This window comes from Vibrio inusitatus, from assembly GCA_024346935.1.
Classification (GTDB): Bacteria; Pseudomonadota; Gammaproteobacteria; order Enterobacterales; family Vibrionaceae; genus Vibrio; species Vibrio inusitatus.
Genome location: AP024878.1, coordinates 1,262,815 through 1,286,354 on the forward strand (window position 1 = coordinate 1,262,815; position 23,540 = coordinate 1,286,354).

Consider the following 23,540-nt stretch of genomic DNA (forward strand, 5'->3'; position numbering starts at 1 on the left):
TTGCTCGCAAGCTTTTAGTTACATTCAAAGGGATGCGTTAATAAAAAGGTTACCGATAAAAGCTTTGAGAATCAGGCCGAGGGATCTAAGTCAGGTCTTTAGACCCCCAATAGGCTTAGCTTTTTTTTTACCAAGGGATAGTTTGTCCCGCATAATCCTTAAATGAACCCGAAGAAGTGGCATCTAGCCTGTCTATTTGTTCAAGTAAGAGTTGCGCAGTTTGCATTGGTGTCATTAATTGCCCTTCGGGCAGATTCCTTTGAAACGGTTTAGACAGGGGAGTGTTTGTCGTGCCGGGGTGAAGCGCTAATACAGCGATGGGCTTGAGAGAGCGTTGCCATTCATTGCACAGATTCTTGAGTGTCATATTGAGAGCGCTCTTTGAAGCGCGATAGCTGTACCATCCACCTAACCGATTATCTTCAATGCTGCCCACCCTTGCGGACAAAGTAACAAATTTAGCGATATCAGTTTGGTTACTGGGGATAAGCTTGTCTTGAAAGTACTTGGCGAGAAGTAATGAAGGCAAAGTATTACGGCGAAAGTTTTCAATAAAGAAGTCTGTATCGAGTTGTTTAATGCTCTTTTCTGGACCGTGATGCTGACAGTGTAAAAGGCCCACGCAGTTGATCATCCAATCTATCTGAGAAATCCGATGGCTGAATTGTTCGACTTGATCCTCGTCAGTTACATCAAGGCGATGCCACGAGACTTTCTTAGCCTCAAGATCGGGCTTTGTACTAAGGTACGTAGCTTCGATTGTGGCAAAAGGGTAGGCTTCCAAGCATTTTTCAAGGAGGGCTGACCCAATACCTCCTCCTGCACCCACGATCATTATCCGCATTTTTGCCACCCTTTGTCTAACCAACGATTAATGAATACTCGAGACGGGTCGTAAATTTGAGTTTGTTTATCTAGATCAAAGCGTCGAACTGGCTTTGCGTCTGCGCCCACACCCGCTATATACTGCCAATTGCCCCAGTTTGAGCCTACGTCATAATCGATTAAGTTGTGTTCGAAATACAACGCACCAAGCCTCCAATCCAAACCGAGATCGTGTATCAGACAGCTGGCTACTAACTGTCTGCCTCTATTAGACATAAACCCAGTGTTCTTAAGTTGCCTCATGCAAGCATCAACAATATCAAAACCAGTCTCTCCGTTGATCCAAGCCTCCAACGTTTCTGCATCGTCGTCCCATAACTGAGGTGCTTTTTTTATCCCTCCTGATTGAAACAGCTTTTCTTGATGCCAAGCACTGTACCAATGAAAGAACTCTCTCCAAAGCAACTCAAATTTAATCCAATAAGTAGATTCGTTTGAGCCAAACTCTTGCTCAAATTGATTTATGCTGTGCCAGATTTGTCTGGCAGATAGGTTTCCAGAGGCAAGCCATGGGGAGAGTTTTGTTGAGTTTTCCCAGCCGTCCAATTGATTTCTAACTTGCTTATAACTATGCGGGAGCTGGGAAGAAAAATATTGAAAAAGGTGCTGATGACCCGCACTCTCGCCCCCAATGAAGCTTTCATCTGAGCACATTGCATTCGATGCTTCCACGAAGGAGCAGTCTAAAACAACGGACTTCGGAAGTGTCTCAGGTTTTTCTAGAGGTTTTACGATAGTAAGCATCTCAATGTGCTTTCTAAACTGGGTGAATGTCGCAGGTAAATTGTTTGATGTAAATGGAAGCTGGCTTTGATGAAATAAAGACCCAGTATAGGCACGGCAAATATATAGGTTAGGAAATGCCTGAGCTATAGCGCTCTCAGCATCTTGTTCGTACAAGCCGGGGTGGAACGCTCGATACAATGTGTCGACCTGAAATACGTCAAGAATCTGGTACAGATGATTTAGGTTCTTCGGTACGTATAGCTTGTGGCCATAAGGGGTGAGAGATGTGGCTAAATCACACAGTGATTGTTGTTCAAACGATATAAGATGTTCAGATTTTGAATACGAAGGTGGCTCGTCTTTTAAGGTGGTTAGTTTGTAGTAGGGAAGATAAACGCAAATCAATTCGTCTACTTCATAATTGGCTCTAATGAGTAGGTTGTTGTCACTGACTCGACAGTCGTTACCAAACCATATCAACCCTCGTTTTTTGTCACTCATCCTGAACTCGCCTATTGCTTCCTGATGTGTGTTACTACGGAGATATCGGTTAGTACGATCTAATGTTCATCAAAGAAATCTTTGTTTCGAATGTATTTACTCATTAGATGATAGGAGAAAGGTCGAATGAGCCAACTCACTAGAGAGCGCCCTAGGCGAATGAAAGTCGGCGTATTTTCATAGATGCGCCCATTGTATAGCCAAAGCAGTTTCCCTACGTGCCAGTAAGCTAGTGGAATCAAGGGCATAAAGGTGACCGCATCTAAGTCGCAACAGACACGATAGGTTTTGTGGGGAAGTCGATATTGTTTTTTAAAACGCCAGCAACCCACAGCTGGCTGACCAAAGGTAACGATACGTTTAATCGCTTTAGGATAATGTTGCTCAATATAATCTCCGATGACACACCCTATCGCACCACCAGAGGAGTGACCGGTGATAACGAGGCGGTGTCCTTGTTGAAGATGTGGCTCGATAATAGCTAAGACACGCTCAAATACCGATAGCCCAAGTTTGTCGTCTCGATGAGACGGGGGGCTTTCTTGAGTAAGTAGATAGTGAAAGCCCGCATGGATTGAGTAGTTGAGACCAATATTTTTGCAACTCTTGTGCCAGATCCCAAGGTTCAATAGCCAGTCTTTAATACTGTGTGACCCCTTAATAACCAGAACGACTTCTTCACGTTTTACGTTCCAAAGCACCCGTATCATAATATTGCCTTGGGTGTTGCGAATAATACGTTGCCCATTGGGATCGAAACCAAAGGCGGTTTGTTTGAATACACGAGGATAAGCCAACCGGCAGAGCACAGCGTAGCGTTCGTATTGATATCGTTTGAGGCTTTTCAATGATTAAACCGAATAATCTTTGGAGCAAAAGTACATTGTGTCGCGGAAAAGTGACGATTATGTGACCATCTAAGCGATGAATGACTTATAAGCAGCTGTATAGATTGCTTAAAGTAGTCTCTTGTTCAATAATCTGCCTAATTTTTCGACCGTCGCTTTGTTGAGGCATCTACTGTGCAACGTTTCACTGACACTATTATCCGTTTTCCTAAAACCCTTCTGATGCTTCTCGTGTTAGTTACGATGACTGCTGGCTATTATGGTTCGACACATTTTTCTATGAATGCGGATCTTAGTGACCTCGTTGAGCAAAAAGGAGAGTGGCGTGACAACCTTGATGCGGTAGAAGCAGTATTCCCCGATTCTGGGAACATTATCATTGCGGTTTCATCGAAAGATGGTGAACAAGCCAAAATAGCAACCGAGAAACTGGCAGAGGCATTTAAGAAGCGTCAGCTGTTTGCAGATGTATTCGCCCCATCAACATTACAGTGGTTCGAGCAATACGCGATAGGTTTTTTGAGTGGTAAAGAATACCAATCCCTTAGGGAGAAGGTAGCATTGCTATTGCCCGAAATCATGGTCTCGGCGCAGATGAATAGTTTACAGCCTTATCTTGGTGCTTTGGACCAAAAGCTCTCTGAAACCAACCTTTCTTCTGATGAGATTAGTTCACTGATTCAACCATTGCTGGAGGCAATGGAAGGCCAAGATGTGGACTGGCAGAGTATGTTATTTACAGATGTAGCTGTACCCAATGGTTATGTCATTAGTTTAACAGCCGTTCCTGATTATTCGGAAACTGAACCGAATAAGCTGATCATGAATACCGTTCGTGAAGTCATTTCTAGTGTAGGTATGCCTGCAGATGTGATGGTGCGAGTAACCGGCCAAACCGCGTTAGATTATGATGAAATTCAAGATGCCAACGATAGCGTAGCGCTTGCGGGGACGGTGTCCTTGGTCAGTTTGATACTCATTCTCGCGGTAGGTATTCGCTCTTTGAGAATTATCGTTGCAAGCTACCTTGCGGTAATCGTGGGTTTAGTTTGGACCTTTGCTGCCGGTTTATTGCTGGTGGGTTCGTTTAACACCATATCCATTGTTTTCATGGTTATTTTCATCGGTTTAGGTATTGATTTTGCGGTTCATCTTAGCTTGCATGTGTATGAACAGAGGCTGAAAGGGCATAATAATAGCGACAGTTTAGCGCTCTCAGTTCAGCACTGTATCTCACCATTAGGACTGTGCGCATTGTCCTCAGCTATCGGCTTTTTGAGCTTCTATCCAACCGCCTACAATGGCCTAGGTGAGCTTGGTGTCATTTCGGCAGCCGGCATGATATTGGGACTCGTAGCTACTTTTTGGGTGATCCCACTTTTCTTCCAGTTCTTTGGTTACCCGAAGGTAAAGCGAAGCAATGCAAAGCGTTCAAAGATGGCATTGAAACTCAGCGAATTCATTGTTGCCCAGCATAGAAAGATCATCTTATTGACCTTGATTGGCGCCGTTGTGACGGGCTATGGAGCAATGCAGTTTCAGTTTGATTTCTCGACCTTGGTGTTAAAGAACAAAAATTCTGAGTCAGTCGAAGCCTTGCAATGGCTACAAGATAATAAGCTTGGTTCTAGTTATCAGTTATTCGCTGTGGCAAAAGATCGCCAACAAGCAATGAATTGGGAAAGCCAGCTACAGGATAGCCCTGAGGTTGCGGCAACCATCAGTGCGAATTCATTTTTGCCAAAAGATTTTTCTGAGCGAGTGGATGGATTAAAAGAGTCAGCTACTCCAGAAGGTAAACGTCCGACAATGATGACGTGGTCAGGATTTTCGAAAAAGTACCAACAATTACTGAATTTAAAAGGTGCTTCAGAAACAGATCTCGACGAAAACATTCTACAGCATCACTTAACGGCCAATATTCAGCCGTTAATGCAGGCGTTGACTGCTCAAGCATCAGTTGTTGAAGACCCTAACGTTGACATGCTGCCATATGAAATCGCTCATAAGTATATTGCCGATGATGGGCAATGGCTGGTGTCGGTAACGCCATCAGGTGATATGCGTGATGTAGCCCAGGTGAATGCGTTTATTGAAACTGTGCAACGAGTGGCCCCTTTAGCTACTGGTCGTGCAGTAGCAGAGCAGCAAGTGGGACAGATCATTGTTAAGGCGTTTTATACCGCCATAGCGATATCGATTGTCAGCATTACCGTTATCTTGTTATTCAGCGTTCGTTACAAACTCGATATTTTGTTTATATTCATTCCATTGTTATTCACGACAACGACAACACTTGCGGTCGCGCATTGGTTTGGTCAGTCACTAAATATGGCCAATATCATCGTTATACCACTGATTTTTGGGCTTGGTGTGGATAATGGTATTCATATAGTGAAACGATTTAGACATGAGCAGACAATTACACGTTTCTTCTCATCATCTACGCCTAAAGCAACCTTGATCAGCTGTTTAACTACCATTGCGACCTTTGGCGCTTTGACCTTAGCTGAGCATCAAGGGATGTACTCTATTGGGTTTTTGCTGACCATAGCGCTTAGTGCAATACTTTGCTTCAGCTTATTAATCCTGCCGGCGTTCTTGCATAGATTTGAGCCTAAAAGGTAGGTTATATACCTGACTTACATGATAGGTTTCTTACAGTCTTATTCTGCTGACCTAATCTAACTTCGGGTTGTATAATGGAGTGAGTAGTTAGAGCGAAAGGCTATGGAATCGGCACGGTTAGTGGTAAATGATGTGTCAAATTGACCGTCGTCCCCGAGTGTTTTTATCGGGGACCTTATCAAGGTAATTGCGCAGAACCAGATTCCCGATAGAAGCGTTCGGGAATGACAGGTTTTCTACAGTCCTATTTGATTGATCTATTAACTTCAGGTTGCATTATGAAGTGGCACGGGTAGTGGCAAATGATGTGTCACACTTACCGTCGTCCCCGAGTGCTTTTATCGGGGACCTTATCAAGGTAATTGCGCAGAACCAGATTCTCGATAGAAGTGTTCGGGAATGACAGATTTTCCTAAAACTCTATTTAGCTGGTATAAAAACCTTTAAGTACATTTTTTGAGCTACCTTAAAGCTTAAGGAACTAGAACCTTGTGCTTTCTAGTTCCTATCTAAATGACTTACCTTTGTCGGCTAGGCTTCTTCCCTGCTTTTGGTTTACCGGCATGTGGTCGGTTTTGCTGACCGCCTTTGTTGTTCGCACCTGCTTTACCTTGGGCATTATTTCCTTTGGTGCTGTTGCCTTGGCTATTGCGCCCTTGGCCAGCATTGCCTTGTGTGCTACTGCTATTTCCGTTGCGACTTTGCCCTGGCTTTGCTTTGCCTCTTTGGTTTGGCTTGCGAATGTCAGGCTGGCTGTCGGTATGTTTAGTCGCAAAGCGATGCGCACCGTGGCGTCCTGACTTGCGACGCTGTGCAGGGGTTTGTTTATCTAAATCTTCTTCTGGAACAAGGCAGTTTGGTTTGTCACCAATAAGGTGCTTTTTACCCATACTGATCAGAGCCTCACGGATCGCCGGCCAGTTAGCTGGATCGTGATAGCGAAGTAATGCTTTATGTAGGCGACGTTGACGCTCACCTTTCGCAACAGGCACATCTTCACGCTTTTTATATTTAACGCGCTTCAGAGGGTTGGTCTCTGAGTAGTACATCGCTGTAGCGTTACACATAGGTGAAGGGTAAAAGTTCTGAACCTGATCGCACTCGTAGCTGTTTGATTTTAGCCACAGTGCAAGATTCACCATATCTTCGTCTTCTGTGCCTGGATGGGCAGAGATGAAGTAAGGGATCAGATACTGTTTTTTACCTGCTTCTTGGCTGTATTTCTCAAACATTTCTTTGAAACGGTCATAGGTGCCCATGCCCGGTTTCATCATTTTATCCAGGGGGCCTTTTTCTGTGTGTTCTGGGGCAATCTTCAGATATCCGCCAACGTGGTGAGTCACTAACTCTTTCACGTATTCAGGAGATTCAATGGCCAGATCGTAACGTACGCCAGAGGCAATCATTACCTTTTTCACGCCTTGCACCTTACGCGCAGCGCGATAGAGGTCAATAGTATGTTTGTGATCTGTGTTGAGCTTGCTACAGATCCCAGGGAACACACAGGATGGGCGACGACAGGTTGCCTCGGCTTTTGGAATGCTACAGCCAAGTCGGTACATATTCGCCGTTGGCCCACCAAGATCAGAAATTGTGCCGGTAAATCCAGGAACTTTATCTCTGATCTCTTCTAGTTCGTTGATAATTGATTCTTGAGAGCGATTTTGAATAATGCGCCCTTCATGCTCTGTAATAGAGCAGAATGAACACCCACCAAAACAACCACGCATGATGTTGACCGAGGTTTTGATCATGTCATAGGCAGGGATCTTTGCCTTGCCATACATAGGGTGGGGTACACGTGCAAACGATAAACCGAACACGTAATCCATCTCTTCAGTTGTCAAAGGAATAGGAGGTTGGTTTACCCAGAGTTCACGATCGCCATGACGCTGAATTAAAGCTCGGCCAGAGTGAGGGTTGGTTTCCAAATGCATTACGCGGCTTGCGTGGGCATATAAGATTCTGTCGTTATGCAGTTTTTCATACGCAGGTATACGAATAGCTGTAGTTTCCGAGTCATGACGGCTAGGGCGTACGACGACTGGCTCAGCTTTAACTTCGGTTTGTTCTGAAGTTTTATCGCTACAATTGGTTTCGACTTCGTATGGATTAGTGGGTACGAAAGCTTTGCCCGGTTTTTCAATGCGAGAAGAGTCAATGATTTTAAACTGATCGGGCACTTCTGCTAGAGTGACTGCAGTGCCGCGGATGTTGGTCATTTCGGCAATGTCTTCACCGTCAGCAAGACGGTGTGCGACTTCAATAAGCGCACGTTCAGCATTCCCAAATAGAAGTAAGTCTGCTTTTGCATCGAAAATTACTGAACGGCGAACTTTATCCGACCAGTAGTCATAGTGCGCAATGCGGCGAAGACTTGCTTCGATGCCACCCAGAACAATCGGTGTTCCCTTGAAGGCTTCACGACAGCGTTGAGAATAGACTAACGTTGCACGATCCGGACGTTTTCCGCCTTCGTTGTTGGGTGTATAAGCATCATCGTGGCGCAATTTTCTATCCGCTGTATAGCGGTTGATCATTGAGTCCATGTTGCCAGCGGTAATGCCAAAGAATAGGTTTGGCTTACCTAGGGTCATGAAGTCGTCTTTATTATTCCAGCGCGGCTGGGCAATAATACCAACACGAAAACCTTGAGCCTCTAGAAGTCGCCCGATGATAGCCATACCAAAGCTTGGATGGTCCACATAGGCATCGCCCGTGACGATTATAATGTCACAACTGTCCCATCCTAGAGCGTCCATTTCTTTGCGACTGGTTGGCAAGAATGGTGCGGTTCCGAAACACTCAGCCCAATATTTTTTATATTGGTGGATTGGAGTAATAGTGTTGTGCATTTTTTGACCTCTTTTGAGCAAGCGGTGCATTATAGCGATTAGTGTTAAGGTTAGCTAGCAGAAGCCAGAATTTTATATATACTCAATAAATAGTCCTTTAATTTCAGATATATAAGAGTCCCTTTTATGAGTAAGCCTATTCGTCATGTCTCCTATTTATTGGCTCTCACTGGCTCTGTTTTCAATACTGCTGATGCAGTCAGTTTCACTGACCCTGTTGACGATATGTTTGATATGGGAGAATACCTTGCAGAAAATGCCTATGGGTTCCTACCTATTCCTATCATTATAACCGAGCCTGCAGTGGGTTATGGATTCGGTGTGGCAGGAATGTTTCTGCATGAAACAGAAGAACAAAAGGAAAAGCGTCGTAAACTCGCGATGGAGTCTATCGATGGTGGCGCACGGCTTATTCCTCCGGCAGTTACTGTTGTTGGTGGCGCAGCCACTGAGAACGGAACTTGGTTTGCACTACTAGGGCATAGACGGGTATGGAAGCAAGACTCTATTCGTTACATGGGGGGAGTAGGCTTTGGTACGGCGATTATGGAGTTTTACCCGTTCTCGAATAGTGGAGGACCATTGCAAGACGTCGGTGTTGAGCTTGAAACTGAGGGATTTGGCGGAATGCAAAAACTGCAGTTTAGAGTCGCAGACACTAAGGTCTTCCTAGGTATACAACAGTTCTACGCCGATAGCGAAGTGCGTCTCAAGAATAACTCTGGCATCGGCTCTGATAGTTTTACTCTATCAGAGACTCGCTCATCAGGCTTAGGTTTTAATCTAGAATATGACGCCAAAAATAGCTTCTTTTATCCCACTGCAGGTTGGGATTTTGTTGCTGAGTATCTTTGGTATAGAGAAGGCATAGGCAGTGACAATGACTATGAGACTTTTTTAGCTTCAAGTACAGCTTATGTGCCCATTGCAACGGATTGGACTTTGGCATTTGCGGTTGAATACAACTCTTTGACAACGGATGAGACTACGTTACCGCCATTGGCTTATCCTGATATTTCCCTCAGAGGCATCCCAGTGAACCGCTACCAAGGCAACTACACTAGCTCTTATCAAACACAAGTTATGTGGCAATTCACCCCAAGGTGGAGTTTATCAGTGTTTGGTGGCGTTGGGGGAAACAGTGGCGTCGGCCGCTCTAATGAAGGCGCATCGGCCATGTTCGATGATATGAAGTGGGCTTACGGCACTGGATTTCGTTATTTAATTGCCAGACGCTATGGCGTACATATGGGAATGGATTTTGGCTTTAGTGAAGAAGACAGTGCGTTCTATTTTAATGTAGGCACGGGATTGTAATCAGGCTAGGGGAGGTTACACTACTTGCCCTCACTGCTTTTGATTGATAACACTATGGACACTTACGCTCAGCTATCGATACAACTTTTCTTGCCTATGGCGATTGGCGCATTAGCGATCTTGATTCTTGCTTTAACTAAGGGTGAGATTTGCCCCGGGCAAAGAGGTCGGTTGCATAAACAATTACCTATTATTGCCTGTTTGTTCTTTATCAGTGGCGGTGCTATGCCTGCGTTTATCGTTCCTGCTGCGCTTCTAGTGTATTTTTCGGTGCAAACTAAAACGGGTAAAACGCGAGACAGTGGTCCGTTATTCTTATTGATGTTGGCAGGCGTATCAGCGTGCCTATTCTGGATAGTATCTATTGTGAACAGTGAGCCTAGATTTGTTGTTGGCTCATTGAGTATCGCATTAGGTGAGGTGTTCTTCTTAGGTTCGGCTTTGGGCCATCTTCTTCTGATCAGAGCAAAAACTCGGCTTCAAGCATTCCATACATTGTTACCGGTTGCCGGTATTGCTTCGGCAATGCTGCTCGTATTATCGGTATTGATTCAGGCTCATTGGGCTTGGAATGAACAAAGCGAAATGGTTATCTCGGTGATCAGTTTTGCCTTTCCGCTATTGCTAACGGCAATTCTTGTGTGGAGTTGGCACCTATTTCGCTCTTCTACCGTTAATCAGTATCAAGTATTGGTGGCGAGTGTATTAGGAATCAGTGGCAGTTATCTACTCCTTCCTCTGTTTTGAAGAGTTTTTGCCCTTGATCACTGTCAATCGGCAGGTTTGCAACTAATCTTGTAAGAGAGGTTTTGGGGCGAAGAGGTGATATATGGATCTAAGTAACATCAAGCGTTGGGACAGTAACATTCTTCTGAGTATCGTTAATGAGAAGCTGCGCTTAGAGTGTGACAGCATTGAAGAATTAGCGAGTATGTACGAAATTGACGCAAGTAGCTTGGCAGATAAGTTAAGCGGTGTGGGTTATCAATATGACCCATTGACTAATCAGTTCAAATCTCACGAATTCTGAGATGATTAATAATAAAAATGGCTACCCTAGGGTAGCCATTTTTTTGTATTGCGTGCTTTTAGAATACAAAGCGTGTCGTCAGCATTAACTGATCACCGTAGAAATCGTTGATCTTGCCTTCTAGGCCTAAAGAAAACAGCTCAGTGGCGTGGAAACGACCATAGACGCTACCAATCCAGTCGTCATTGCTGTCGATAGTCACGTAGCCAACGTTACCACCTAGCTCAAATTGTGGACCTAACCATTGACGCCAGCCAAGGTTTACTTCCATACCCAGATCGTTGTCAAACTTATCGTTATCAACAACACGAAGTAGCATTTGACCTGTAATGTCTGCCCAGTTTGTCACTGGAGCATGGAACCCTAGACCTGTGCGAAGGTTGTAGTCACTTTCAAACTCAGAGTCGATGGTTGCTACAAAGTGTGCATTTGGGTGAATTGCTTTGCTAAAACCAGCACCAAAGGTAAGCGGAGCCATACCGATGCGAGCTTCAAAATAATCGTAATTAAAGTTGCTCATAACTGTTGGGCTGTTTGCAAAGGTGGCGCCAGAAAAAGTCGCTGCTACAGCAAGTGCAGCACAGGCTAATTTACGCATAATTATTGATAACCTACTTAGTGGAAATTGTTAGTCCTTGGCACTTAGGGGGTCTATTCCCTTAATCTTCATGCACAGAGTGTATGATTGGCCTTTTATAATGCTGACCATATTAATGTAAGCAGACTATTACCTCCACTAAAACAGGGGCTTATATACGCTAAATTTCTGTCAATTTTCACAAAGCTAGTGCTTTCGCACGTTTATTCACCAAATTGAGTGCGTTTTTCCGAAACGGCCTGCAATATTTTGGCTGTATCTAGGAAACGAGCCCATTGCATTGGGTCGTCTTCAGTTTCAATTACAAAACGCGTTAAGTGCTCTGTGACAATATCAACGAGTTCTTCTTTCTTCCACGGTTTAGCAATGTAGAAATCTAAGCAGTGGTGATTGACTGCATTGACAGTATCGTTGAGGTCAGCCTGCCCTGTGAGGAGTAGCTTTTTAGAGGGCTTGGTAGCATCATGCTGATGTAACTCTATAAGATAATCGACCCCCGTTTCTTCTGGCATGATGTGGTCGCATAAAATCATGGCTAAAGAGGTGCTTTCTGCTTGATACTCTGCGATGACTTCACGCGCTTCAGAGACAGATTCGGCCGCTTCGATCTCACAGAACTCTGTGAAGGGTTTAAGGTCACGAACCACACTTTCTAAGACGTCTCTTTCATCGTCGACACATAAAATTAATAGCTTGTTCATTCATTCCCTCATTGTTTACGTTGATTGCGGTTTAAACGGCAGACGAACAACCATCTGCGTTCCTACTCCGATGGTTGAAGCTACTGAAATAGTCCCTTGGTGCTGGTGGACTATTTGCTGGCAAACGGATAAACCTATGCCTAGACCAAAATCCCCTTGTTTCTTGGTGGTAAAGTTAAGTTCGAAAATGTGCTCGAGCTGTTCAGGATCTATTCCTGAACCGTTGTCTTGGAATACGATTTCAATTTCTTGCTCATTTGCATCGAGTGTAGTGTGAATACTGAGCTGTCCATTATTATCCATAGCGTCTAGTGCGTTTGATATCAGGTTTGTCCATACTTGTTGCAAGGCAATAGGACGGCAAAAGGTTTCAGCGATTGGATGATAATCGCGCTCGACACTGATGTTTTTTAGTCGATTCTCAAAAATGACCAGCGTATCTTCTATACCTTCGTGAATATCGACTTTTTGTGTTGATTCTTCATCAGAACGCGCATAGCTCTTTAGACTTTTTACCATGTCGGCAATGCGTTGTGAGCAAACATTTATAGAACGTAAAGTGGTGCCTGCAGTGTAATAATGCTCAAGCTGATCGAGTACTTCATCAACGTCTTGATGGGCTAAAATGCGATCTAAGTGTTGTTCAAGCCCCATATTCACTATTAGCTTAGCTTGCTGTTTTGTTTGCAGTTTATTCGCTATTGATTTGGATTTGTGTCTTAGCTCAGAGGTAGATATGGGGTTTGAGCGCAATGCTCGCTCAAGTACGTGTTTGCCAAGGGATTTGCTCGTTGGATTAAAGCCCTCTGTATCTTGGCTAATTTCGTGAATTAGGGTATCGGAACTGCGTAAAATTGCTGCGATAGGGTTGTTTAGTTCATGGGCAACACCTGCGACCAATTGCCCTAGAACTACCATTTTTTCATTTTCAACTAGTTGACTTTGTGCAGCTTCGAGGGACTCGAAGGTGTGCTGCAACTGTAATTTAGTATGAATGCTGCGCTGCAACCGACGGTTGAAGTGACGAAGCAACAAGTTGGTAAATAAGGGAAGAAGGGCACTGTTTGAATGCATAACCTCAGTAAAGGTCGTTTTGCTGAGTTTGATTACATGAGTTTGGCTTAGAGTAAGAGCTGTTGAGAATGACTTTTCTCCGGTAACAAATGACATACCGCCGATAATCGCCCCTTTTCCATGACGTACAACTTCACGTCGCTTGCCATGTTCGTCTCGTTTATATAAAGCCACTTCACCCTTGGTGATAAACCATAGATATTGATTTGGCTCTCCCTCTTTAGTTAAAAGGTGAGAGGGTGAGTATCGTCGGATAGCGCGTGATTCATCGCTTTTTGCAAAGAAAGCTTCTAGGGCGTTACACACTTTTTCTGATAATTCGTCATCGCTTATTGAGTGATAATCGCGAATAAAATCACTGCGGTAGGCGTGGATGCGCTTATCTATATGAGCTCTGATGATTTTTTGGCTATCTAAAACGGATCCGTAAGGTAACCAATCAATTTTCGGTTGATCAAGAATGAATTCAGTGAGCTCTTTTTTAATTGCTTGAGTGGTATTTTCAAGTTGTAGAGGGTGGGTAAAACAATGATCCAAACGTCCTTCATTCACCGCCGTAATCACACTAGCTAATTGATTGACATCACAGGTCAATATCTTGCGGCAGTTTGGGTAGTGTGGCTCGAGATCGACCAACAGTTGAGACGCGCTAGTATTAAACGATTCCGTTGCGATAACCATAGCGAGTTCTTGACGTTCAAGACGAATTTCTTCTAGGCATGCATACGCTTCGCGAACGTTTTTCGCGAAAAGAGGTCTAAACTTGCGCTCGTAGGGATTGAGAGCAAGCTTAAGTATTGATAGTGACCTTGGATCGTCTTCGATCGTAAGAACGCAATATTGAGTCATAATTAACCCATCTTTTTATCGCACTGTACCAATTTTAATCTCACTCAAATGAGAGCCAGTTAAAGTTATGTCAGTAAAGAGAAAATATCCTAGAAAATACTGATTTATCTCAATTTTATCTGTATAAAAGAAAGTAGACGTGCAAACACAGAAATTATAAGAATATGCGACAATTAAAATCTATAGCCGCAGTAGGCGGCGCAGTAGCCCTTATTGGTATCTGGCCTTTGGCCGTAGGTCATATTGGACAAACCATAGTGACAGACGGTATCGAAAATTTTGACAATCAAGATATCAAGGTAGAATTAGAAGAATACGATAGAGGTTATCTAAGCTCTGTTGCCAAAACATTAGTTACCGTTACTGACCCTCAGGCGGTGGCCCAATTAAACGCCTACGGCTGGCCAACGCAGTATGAGCTAGTACACCATATTGATCATGGAATGTTTAGCTTAAGCGGCGAAACTTTCTATGCGCAAATGCCGGAAGTTAAGCTCCTCACGAAGACACAACTCAATGGCAATACTGAGTTCTCGACCAATTTGAAAGCGCAACAATTTCAAATTGATGGTCGCGAACCAATGAAGGCTCTATTGGGTTCGTTGGATATCGAAGGCTCGGTGACAGTACTAGGCGAATTAGAATATCAATTAACGATGCCTTCACTTGAGTTGGACTATCAAAGCGGCGCTATGATTCGCTTTGATGGCCTAACAAGCAACGGTGAAGGTAAGGTAGAACAAGGTATTTGGATGGGTGAACAAACCCTTTCGCTAGAAAGCTTTTTAGTCAATGACTATGAAGGTGTCAACCTAGTCGAAATGGGGGGCTTGAGCTATCAATTCCAAACTAGCCAAGATGAAACCGCACAAACCCTGCAAGGTGATTATCAACTGACCCTACAAGAGTTTAAAAATCATGATGGAGAGGCTGAAAATCTGAGTTTAAGCTTTACCGCTGGTGGTTTTGATAAATCTGCTTTCTTAGATTTGTCTGAGATGTATCAAAATAGCCCTGTATGGACTGAGCAAGATACTGCTAAAGCACTGCCTAAAGTCGATGAACTACTCGCTAAGGGTTTCTTTATGTCCTTGAATAAGTTCAGTGTTGATGTAGATGAGGGGCACTTTGAATCAAATTGGAATATGACTCTACCTTCGGGTGAAGCGAATTCTTCTAAAGACTTCCTACAGCTTATCGAACTGCTACAAGGGGATATGAATGCCTTTGTCTCTAGCGATTTAGTGATGGCCTATCCTTTCATTCAAGAAAACTTAGATGAATTATTGATTATGGAAGTCGCTTCGCAGACTAATGATGGTTACAGCATGGCGTTGCAGTTAGAGGATGGGAAGATACTATTCTCTAATGGAAAGGAAGTACCAGTAATGTCGTTGTTACTGCCAATGTTGCTACCACAACAAACACAGTAAACCTACCACCGACAGAAAAAATAGCCATAGTTGGGTCCTTTATACCCACTATGGCTTTTTTATATCAAAATGAGACTTAAATCTTGTTTTAAGCTGGGGTATAGTCATTGAAAACATTGATTTAATCACTTGGAGTAAGTAAACGAAATGGACGCCATTTATAACTTTAGCGCCGGACCTGCTGGCCTACCAAAAGCCGTGATGGAATTAGCTCAGAAAGAGTTTGTCGACTGGAACGGTATGGGCCGCTCTGTGATGGAAATTAGTCATCGCAGCAAAGAGTTTATCGCAGTAGCGGAAACCGCCGAGCGTGACTTACGCGAATTACTTCAAGTACCAAGCAACTATAAGATTCTATTTTGTCAGGGCGGGGCTCGTGCTCAGTTCTCAGCCGTGCCGATGAACCTTCTCGGTTACTCTACCAAAGCATGTTATGTTGACGGCGGTTACTGGGCAAACAGTGCTATAGCGGAGGCTAATAAGTATTGTGAGGTTCAGGTTGTTGAGGCTAAAACGCAACGTGATGGTAAGGCCGCGATTGCTCCTGCAACATCCTGGTCGATCGATGATGATGCTGCATATGTGCATTATTGCCCAAATGAAACCATTGACGGTATCGAGATTAATGATCTTCCTGATACCGACAAACCTATCGTTGCAGATATGTCGTCGACGATTCTGTCTCGTCAGATTGATGTGAGTAAGTTTGGTGTTATCTATGCCGGAGCGCAAAAAAACATTGGACCTGCAGGCATCACACTGGTGATTGTTCGAGACGATTTACTTGATCTTGCGAGTAATATTTTACCGAGTACTCTGAGCTACAAGTTGCTCGATGAAAAAGAGTCTATGTATAACACGCCACCCACGTACGCTTGGTATTTGTCTGGATTGGTGTTTAAGTGGTTAAAATCAATCGGCGGTATCGCTGAAATGGAAAAACGCAACCGTAACAAAGCAGCTGCGCTTTACAAAGCGATTGATGACTCTGATTTTTACAAGAACAATGTTCACCCAGAAAATCGTTCATTGATGAACATACCTTTTCAGTTGGTTAAACCAGAGCTTGATGCATTATTCCTAGAGCAAGCGGAAGCGAAAGGCCTGGTTGCGTTAAAAGGCCATAGAGCGGTGGGGGGCATGCGTGCTTCTATCTATAACGCGATGTCAGAAGAGGGCGTGAACGCTCTTGTTGAATTTATGGCTGAATTTGAACAATCAAATAGTTAAAACTGAAAGCTGTCAGCTTTTAGCTGACAGCTAGAAGACGTGTTTGTAGAAACTCTTTCAGCGTTTTTACTAAGCCACTGAACTGACTGCGGTCAGTGAAAATCATATACAAAGGGGCGTGCTCGCCACGCCACTCTTGCGCTAGAGTCATTAAGCGACCTTCTTTAATATCTTCCAATACATCTAATCGTGATTTATAAGCGATACCGTGTCCATTCAGTGCCCATTGACGTACCATCTGCCCATCACTGGTTCTTCGATTTCCGTTTACCTTAATCACCAATTGTTGTTTGGAATGATGATGAATAAAGTGCCAACGATTGTGCAACTTTTGATTGAGGGCGAAACATAAACAGTTGTGCTGTTTGAGATCCTCTAGATCTGTAATTTTTGGGTGGGATTTTATGTATTCAGGAGAGGCACATAAAATGCGGTAGTTCTCTTTGTACAAAGGTATGGCAATCATATTGGAGTCTTCTGGCTTTCCAATGCGCAGTGCAACATCAACATTTTGTTCGTAGAGATCCGCATAACTATCGGAAAGATGCACATGCACCGATACTTTTGGGTGTAGCGATAAAAATTCATCTATGAGTGGCATAACTACGCCTCTACCCGTATCTGAAGGCATGGAAAGATTTATATTACCTGCCAATTCTTGATCTTTCTCCGTCAACTCATCAATACCTTGCTCAAAGATGAGTATGGCTTGCTGACATCTGGGAAGAAATAATTCGCCTTGAGGAGACAGTCTTAGCTTTCTTGTCGAACGAATAAACAGAGGAACCTCGAGTTCTCTCTCTAATCTTTGAATTGTGCGACTAATGGCCGCTGGGGTTTGGTCTAAACTACGAGCAGCAGCAGAGAGACTGCCAAGCTTTGCAGTTTCAAGAAAGACTTTAATATCATGTAATGATTTCATTATTAACTTTTTGTATAAAGTATTTTGATCGAAGCTTAGTTTTTCAAACTAAACGTGTCAATTAAACTGGTTGTATATAACGACGTCAATCTGGAGAGCAAACAATGAAGGCAGTTGGATATCAAATTAACCTACCTATCGAGAATGAATATTCACTACAAGACATTACACTCGATAAACCTAATGCTACCGGCAGGGATTTATTGGTTAAAGTTCAGGCGGTGTCTGTTAATCCAGTTGATACAAAAATACGCTCTAATGTGGCTGCAGATTTGGGTTATAAAGTGATTGGTTGGGATGCAGTTGGTATTGTCGAAGAGGTAGGAGATCAAGTTTCCTTATTTAAGGTTGGCGATCTTGTTTGGTATGCAGGGGATCTTACGCGCTCTGGCAGCAATGCAGAGTATCAAAAGGTAGACGAGCGTATTGTGAGTCTTGCTCCTACTTCTGTGAGTATTTCTCAAGCTGCTGCACTGCCATTGACTACGTTAACGGCGTGGGAAATGTTGTTTGACCGATTGCGTGTCGATAGCCAAGCAAATCAAAGTATTCTTATTATTGGAGCCGCCGGCGGGGTAGGCTCAATTATGGTTCAGCTAGCGAAAAAGCTAACTAATTTGAAGGTTATCGCGACGGCGTCTCGACCTGCCTCCGTTGAATGGTTAAAACAGCTAGGTGTTGACCAGGTTATCGATCATAACCAGTCTATGAGTGAACAGCTTGGGATGAATGATTGCGTCGATTATGTAGTGAGCCTTAATAACACCGAGCAACATATGATCGAGGTCATGAAGGTGATTAAGCCACAAGGCCAATTTGGTTTGATTGATGATCCAACGTCTTTTGATATTCGATCACTTAAACAAAAGAGTGTGTCTCTGCACTGGGAGTTTATGTATACCCGCTCGATGTTTGAAACTGATGATATGCAAAAGCAACATGAAATTTTGGCTACAGTGGCAAAAATGATTGATTCGGGAGAGGTGAAAACCACTTTAGGAGAACACTTTGGTCGCATTAACGCTACTAACCTCAAGCGAGCCCATGCGCTTTTAGAGTCGCAAACGGCACGCGGGAAGATAGTATTAGAAGGCTTTAACGATTAATTGATATACGTAAAAAGCCCCGCTACGTATTCTCGTTGCGGGGCTTTCTGCTATTTATTGCCAACTAACCTAGCACTAGATCGCTTGATGCAGTTGGTAATAACGACCTTTTTGTTTAAGAAGATCACTATGCTCACCTTGCTCCACTAGTTTACCTTGCTCTAGCACGACAACGTTATCCATCTTACTTAGCCCTACCAGACGGTGAGTGACAAAAATCACGGTTTTATCTTGGTAGTGCTGCTCTAGCAGTGACATTATTTGTGACTCTGTAGAACGGTCTAAGCCTTCTGTTGGTTCGTCAAGCAAAAGGATAGGGGCATCATGCAGGATGGCGCGAGCAATGCCAATCCGGCGCTTTTCGCCACCGGATAACTGTCTGCCACCATCGCCTAGCCATTGGTCAAGCCCAGGTGCATCCATTAAATAATCCAGTCCAACTTTAGAAAGAGTTCCTGCAAGTTCACTGTCATTGGCATCCGGTTTCGCAATGAGTAGGTTGTCGCGAAGAGTGCCATTTAACACATCAACACGCTGACTCACGACGGAAATAAGGCTACGAAGCTCTGATTCAGAGAGCTCGGTCAACGCTTGTTCACCAATGTTGATATTCCCTTGCTGTACATCCCAGTAGCGGGTAAGTAATTGAAGTAATGTTGATTTACCACTCCCCGTTTTCCCAAGAATGGCAAGCTTACTCCCTGCAGCTATGTTGAGAGACAAATTGTCGACGGCAAGCGGGGCATTACTTTCGTAAGCAAACGATACATGGTTAAATTCAACCGAAATTTTATTATCAGTGTTGACTACTTTTCTGTCGGCATAACTTGGGAATTGCACCTCAGGTTCAGCGCCGATGACTTCATTTAGACGCCTTGCAGAAGCCAGCGTTTGCCCTAGATATTGGAATGCGCCAGCTATAGGCATTAATAGCTCAACACTGGCGAGAGTGGCAAAGACGACTAGAGCGATAAGAGGGCTAGGCACTGAACCGCCAATACCGTCTGCGGACATCCATAAAATCAATAATAGTGTCATACCATTTGCTAGTAACAGCAATGCGTTGGCAAGACCTGTAATATGAGCATTGATCGCCTGATTGCTCATCAATGCCATTTGCGCTTGCTCTATCTTTTCTCGGTAGCGTTTTTCTGCGCCAAACAGCAGTAGCTCACTGTGTCCTTCAATCCAATCTAGGGTTTGAATACGAAGATCTGCACGGTTTTGCGTTAGTCTATGTCCGTTGCCTTTACCTAATTTATAGAAAAGTACAGGCCAGATAACCACTAGAGCCATTAAGATAGCGCCAAGTGTTAGACCGATATCACTGTCGAACCACACTAGGAAACCTGTCAGGCAAGTGATACCAAGAATACTCAGTATTACTGGGCTCACAAGGCGTAGGTAAACGTGATCCATTGCCGATACATCTGCGACAAGGCGGTTGAGTAGATCAGCATCGCGTAATCCACCCACTCGGCCAGGGATCAGCGGAGTTAGTTTCTCATAGAAATAAACACGCAAATCGGTCAGTAACTTAAAGGTCGCATTGTGTGATACGACTCGCTCTCCCCATCGACCCGCAGTGCGGCCCATAGCAAGACCGCGTACGCCACCGCCTGGAAGCATGTAGTTAAAGGTTTCTCTGGCTATGGTTAGCCCAGCTACCGCCGCGGCTGAAAGGAACCAACCAGATAACGTCAGCAGGCCAATAGAGGCAAATAAAGTGAGAAAGCCCAGTATCATGCCTAGAGATAGACCAAACCAATGCTTTTTATACAGTTTTAGGTAGGGAAGTAACTCACGCATCGATATCGCCTCCTAGTGTTTGTTGCTGGTTCAACATGGCTTTGAAGGTGCCTTGATGTTGAAGTTCACTGTAGCGACCTTGCTGAGTGAGAGCGCCATTTTCCAATACTAAGATTTGATCCATTAATTGCAGATTACTTAATTGGTGAGTAACCATAAGCGCAGTTTTACCCACTAGCACCGATTGCAGGCTCTCATTGATTAGCGATTCGCTACGTGCATCCAAACTGGCAGTAGGTTCATCCAAAAGCCAAAATTGCCCATCTTGCAATAAAGCACGGGCTAGGGCGATACGTTGAGCTTGGCCTACAGATAGGCCGCCTGAGCGATCAGAAATTGCATGGTCTAAACCTAGCTTATCAATAAATTCGTCGGCGTGAGCCTGTTTGATTTTATCTTTTAGCTCCTGCTCGCTCACTGAGTTCTCAGCAAGGTTAAGGTTTTCAGCAATGGTGCCATGAACCAGCAATGGGTTTTGACCTACCCAGCTCACCGTTGAGCGGTAGCTGTTGAGATCAACCTCGGATAGCTCTATGCCATTAATGGTGAGGCTGCCTTGATAAGGTAAGAACCCAAGAAGCGCGTTCATAATCGAGGTTTTTCCAGCGCCACTTGGGCCAACTAAAGCGGTTTTCTTGCTGGCGTCTAGGGTGAAACTGATAGGTCCCACCAATACCTTACCTTCTGTGCTGGTAACAATGAAATCAGTGGCTGTTATTACGCACTTGGTATCACTATTGATAACCTGCTTATTGCTCTCTTGTTTAGGTTCTTCAATATTTAAGAAATCAACAATGCTTTCCGCAGCACCTATCGCCTGCTGCTTGGCGTGATAAAAGGTGCCAAGATCGCGAAGAGGTTGATAGAACTCCGGAGCGAGTATCAAGATGAACAAGCCGGTAAAGAGGGTAACGCTAGTGCCATAGTGACCAAAGTTAAGCTCACCAATAAAGGTGAAACCGAAATACACAGCGGTAAGTGCAATGGAAATAGAGGTGAAAAATTCGAGTACAGCGGAAGATAAAAATGCGATTTTCAACACACTCATTGTTCGCTCGCGAAATACCTCTGATGCTGCGTGTAACTGTTCCTTTTCATCTCTTGCACGATCAAATAAACGAATAGTTGTCATTGCTTGCAAACGGTCATAAAAATGTCCAGACAAGCGTTGCAGTGCCTTAAAGTTTTTACGATTGGCATCGGCGGCTTTTTTGCCAACCAGTGCCATAAAAAAGGGAATAAGTGGTGCCGTGATTAAAAAAATCAGTCCGCTGACCCAGTTAAGTGGGAATACCACAACCAAGATCATCAGTGGAACCAATGCAGAGAGAGCCATTTGCGGTAGGTATTTTGCAAAGAAATCTTGCATCTCTTCTACCTGCTCGATCAGCATTGTTCCCCACGCACCTGCCGTTTTACCTTTTATGTGACCAGGTCCCAAACGACGCATTTTATCGACCACCAAGCCCCTGATATAGATGCGAACTTGCTCGCCACTTCTATAGCCCGCAATCTCTCTACACCATGCAAGAGCACTGCGCAGTATCACGGTCACACCTAAGCCAATGAAAAGGGGCACTAAATCATACTTATCAGCATGTTCAATAATGAGGCTATGTAGGATTTGAGCAATTAATGAGGCTTGAATGATGAGTGCTATAGCAGAAGCGACGCCAGCGATAACGGTTAACGTCAACCAACGTTTTGCTAGCTTGCTTTGCTGTTTAAGCCAACGACTCAACTCGCCTTGGGTTTTCTTATCCATGAATATGATTTAAATGCGAATAATTTTGATTTGGGAGGAGTATATCGAAAAAGGTCCACAGATGTACTCTGTGGACGCTAAGATTTCAATATGAGCGGCAATTATTTTTGTTTATGCATCAATCTCATCGAGATAACGCTCAGCATCTAGCGCTGCCATACAACCAGTACCTGCTGATGTGATGGCCTGACGATACTGATTATCCATAACATCACCGGCGGCAAACACTCCAGGTATACTGGTTTGTGTCGCATTACCTTCAAGTCCAGAATTTACCACGATATAATCGTGATTCATCTTCAGCTGCTGTTTAAAAATGCCTGTATTAGGTTGATGACCAATGGCAATAAACGCACCCATTACATTAATTACTTCTGTTGTGTCGGATTGAGTATCCTTAACGCGTACGCCAGTGACGCCCATATCATCGCCAACAACTTCATCGAGAGTACGGTCGGTATGTAGAACAATATTGCCTGACTCAACCTTATCCATCAGACGTTTTACCAAGATCTTCTCTGCGCGGAATGAATCGCGACGGTGAATTAGGTGCACCTTTGAGGCGATATTCGAAAGATACAAGGCTTCTTCAACCGCTGTATTACCTCCACCAACAACCGCAACTTCTTGGTTGCGGTAGAAGAAACCATCACAAGTAGCACAAGCCGAGACTCCACGTCCCTTGAAGGCCTCTTCAGATTCTAAACCAATGTATTTTGCAGAGGCACCTGTTGCGATGATCAATGCATCACAAGTAAATTCTGTGCTGTCACCAAATAAACGGTAAGGTTTTTGGCTAAGATCGACTTTGTTGATGTGGTCAAAAATGATTTCAGTTTCGAATTTTTCGGCATGAGCTTGCATACGCTCCATTAATGCTGGGCCTGTTAAGTCACTAGCATCGCCTGGCCAATTCTCCACTTCGGTGGTAGTGGTTAGCTGACCACCTTGTTGCATCCCTGTAACGATAACTGGATTAAGATTTGCTCGAGCGGCATAGATAGCCGCCGTATATCCAGCAGGGCCTGATCCTAAAATAAGTAGCTTGCAGTGCTTAACATTACTCATAACTGTTTGATCCTTTTTAATTCTGCCTCGATTGTAAGTAATTCAGGCGACGAATTGAAGATGATGATTAAAGGTATATTGGTGTGAAAGTAAAGAAATCAAGGATGGGGCACGAAATGAGAGTCTAAGACCCTCTTAAAGCTGTTAGCCTTACTTTCTACGCAAGTCTTGGCAATTCACCTAAATGTGATCTAG

Annotated in this window: 18 protein-coding genes; 7 read left to right on the forward strand and 11 right to left on the reverse strand. The window is 44.0% G+C overall.

Annotated elements, in window-relative coordinates; translation table 11 throughout:
• Positions 1–127: 127 nt before the first annotated feature.
• The 3 genes from OCU48_RS05845 to OCU48_RS05855 are packed head-to-tail and all read right to left on the reverse strand — an operon-like array spanning position 128 to position 2,960.
• The gene (locus OCU48_RS05845; protein WP_141344453.1) at positions 128–844 is read right to left on the reverse strand and encodes an SDR family oxidoreductase; all 717 of its coding nucleotides are present in this window, start codon (positions 842–844) and stop codon (positions 128–130) included.
• A complete protein-coding gene (locus tag OCU48_RS05850) occupies positions 835–2,112 on the reverse strand; it encodes a DASH family cryptochrome (protein ID WP_141344455.1) in 1,278 nt (425 codons plus the stop codon). The genes OCU48_RS05845 and OCU48_RS05850 overlap by 10 nt, the downstream gene beginning before the upstream one ends.
• Before the next feature lie 59 nt (positions 2,113–2,171).
• Positions 2,172–2,960, reverse strand: coding sequence for a lipase family protein (locus OCU48_RS05855; protein WP_167496158.1), 789 nt, complete (start codon positions 2,958–2,960; stop codon positions 2,172–2,174).
• Between the two features lie 174 nt (positions 2,961–3,134).
• On the opposite strand from OCU48_RS05855, the gene OCU48_RS05860 reads away from it, so the two are divergent.
• Positions 3,135–5,588 (forward strand): MMPL family transporter, encoded by a 2,454-nt coding sequence (locus OCU48_RS05860; RefSeq protein WP_141344457.1) that lies wholly within the window; start codon positions 3,135–3,137, stop codon positions 5,586–5,588.
• A 518-nt stretch (positions 5,589–6,106) separates the two neighbouring features.
• Here the strand turns inward: OCU48_RS05860 and OCU48_RS05865 are convergent.
• Positions 6,107–8,443 carry a YgiQ family radical SAM protein gene (locus OCU48_RS05865; RefSeq protein WP_141344459.1) on the reverse strand — a complete coding sequence of 779 codons (2,337 nt, stop codon included), beginning with the start codon at positions 8,441–8,443 and terminating at the stop codon, positions 6,107–6,109.
• A 126-nt stretch (positions 8,444–8,569) separates the two neighbouring features.
• Here OCU48_RS05865 and OCU48_RS05870 point away from each other — a divergent pair, with 126 nt between their 5' ends.
• From OCU48_RS05870 to OCU48_RS05880, 3 genes are all read left to right on the forward strand, one after another.
• On the forward strand, positions 8,570–9,760 hold the full coding sequence (locus tag OCU48_RS05870; RefSeq protein ID WP_141344461.1) for a BamA/TamA family outer membrane protein: 1,191 nt from the start codon (positions 8,570–8,572) through the stop codon (positions 9,758–9,760).
• A gap of 54 nt (positions 9,761–9,814) precedes the next feature.
• Complete coding sequence (locus OCU48_RS05875) at positions 9,815–10,507, forward strand: hypothetical protein (protein WP_141344463.1); 693 nt, start codon at positions 9,815–9,817, stop codon at positions 10,505–10,507.
• Between the two features lie 82 nt (positions 10,508–10,589).
• On the forward strand, positions 10,590–10,790 hold the full coding sequence (locus tag OCU48_RS05880) for a DUF4250 domain-containing protein (RefSeq protein ID WP_141344464.1): 201 nt from the start codon (positions 10,590–10,592) through the stop codon (positions 10,788–10,790).
• A gap of 58 nt (positions 10,791–10,848) precedes the next feature.
• Here OCU48_RS05880 and OCU48_RS05885 read toward each other — a convergent pair whose 3' ends face one another.
• The 3 genes from OCU48_RS05885 to OCU48_RS05895 form a co-directional block, all read right to left on the reverse strand.
• Positions 10,849–11,388: a hypothetical protein gene (locus OCU48_RS05885; RefSeq protein ID WP_141344466.1), complete on the reverse strand. Its 540-nt coding sequence runs from the start codon at positions 11,386–11,388 to the stop codon at positions 10,849–10,851.
• Positions 11,389–11,591: 203 nt separating this feature from the next.
• The gene (locus tag OCU48_RS05890; protein WP_141344468.1) at positions 11,592–12,089 is read right to left on the reverse strand and encodes a response regulator; all 498 of its coding nucleotides are present in this window, start codon (positions 12,087–12,089) and stop codon (positions 11,592–11,594) included.
• A 15-nt stretch (positions 12,090–12,104) separates the two neighbouring features.
• Entirely contained in the window at positions 12,105–14,012 is a 1,908-nt protein-coding gene (locus OCU48_RS05895) for an ATP-binding protein (RefSeq protein WP_141344470.1), read from the reverse strand.
• 164 nt (positions 14,013–14,176) lie between these two features.
• Between OCU48_RS05895 and OCU48_RS05900 the strand changes: the two genes are divergently transcribed.
• Together OCU48_RS05900 and serC are read left to right on the forward strand one after the other, a co-directional pair.
• Positions 14,177–15,445: a DUF945 family protein gene (locus OCU48_RS05900; RefSeq protein WP_141344472.1), complete on the forward strand. Its 1,269-nt coding sequence runs from the start codon at positions 14,177–14,179 to the stop codon at positions 15,443–15,445.
• Between the two features lie 147 nt (positions 15,446–15,592).
• Positions 15,593–16,675 carry a 3-phosphoserine/phosphohydroxythreonine transaminase gene (gene serC, locus OCU48_RS05905; protein ID WP_141344473.1) on the forward strand — a complete coding sequence of 361 codons (1,083 nt, stop codon included), beginning with the start codon at positions 15,593–15,595 and terminating at the stop codon, positions 16,673–16,675.
• 19 nt (positions 16,676–16,694) lie between these two features.
• Here serC and OCU48_RS05910 read toward each other — a convergent pair whose 3' ends face one another.
• A complete protein-coding gene (locus OCU48_RS05910; RefSeq protein ID WP_141344474.1) occupies positions 16,695–17,597 on the reverse strand; it encodes a LysR family transcriptional regulator in 903 nt (300 codons plus the stop codon).
• Positions 17,598–17,701: 104 nt separating this feature from the next.
• Between OCU48_RS05910 and OCU48_RS05915 the strand changes: the two genes are divergently transcribed.
• On the forward strand, positions 17,702–18,703 hold the full coding sequence (locus OCU48_RS05915) for a zinc-binding alcohol dehydrogenase family protein (protein ID WP_141344475.1): 1,002 nt from the start codon (positions 17,702–17,704) through the stop codon (positions 18,701–18,703).
• 75 nt (positions 18,704–18,778) lie between these two features.
• Here OCU48_RS05915 and cydC read toward each other — a convergent pair whose 3' ends face one another.
• The 3 genes from cydC to trxB form a co-directional block, all read right to left on the reverse strand.
• Positions 18,779–20,512 (reverse strand): heme ABC transporter ATP-binding protein/permease CydC, encoded by a 1,734-nt coding sequence (gene cydC, locus OCU48_RS05920; RefSeq protein ID WP_141344476.1) that lies wholly within the window; start codon positions 20,510–20,512, stop codon positions 18,779–18,781.
• Positions 20,505–22,277, reverse strand: a complete 1,773-nt coding sequence (gene cydD, locus OCU48_RS05925) for a heme ABC transporter permease/ATP-binding protein CydD (RefSeq protein ID WP_141344477.1) — start codon at positions 22,275–22,277, stop codon at positions 20,505–20,507. Before cydD ends, cydC begins: the two co-directional genes overlap by 8 nt.
• A 111-nt stretch (positions 22,278–22,388) precedes the next feature.
• On the reverse strand, positions 22,389–23,345 hold the full coding sequence (gene trxB, locus OCU48_RS05930) for a thioredoxin-disulfide reductase (protein ID WP_141344478.1): 957 nt from the start codon (positions 23,343–23,345) through the stop codon (positions 22,389–22,391).
• Positions 23,346–23,540: the final 195 nt, after the last annotated feature.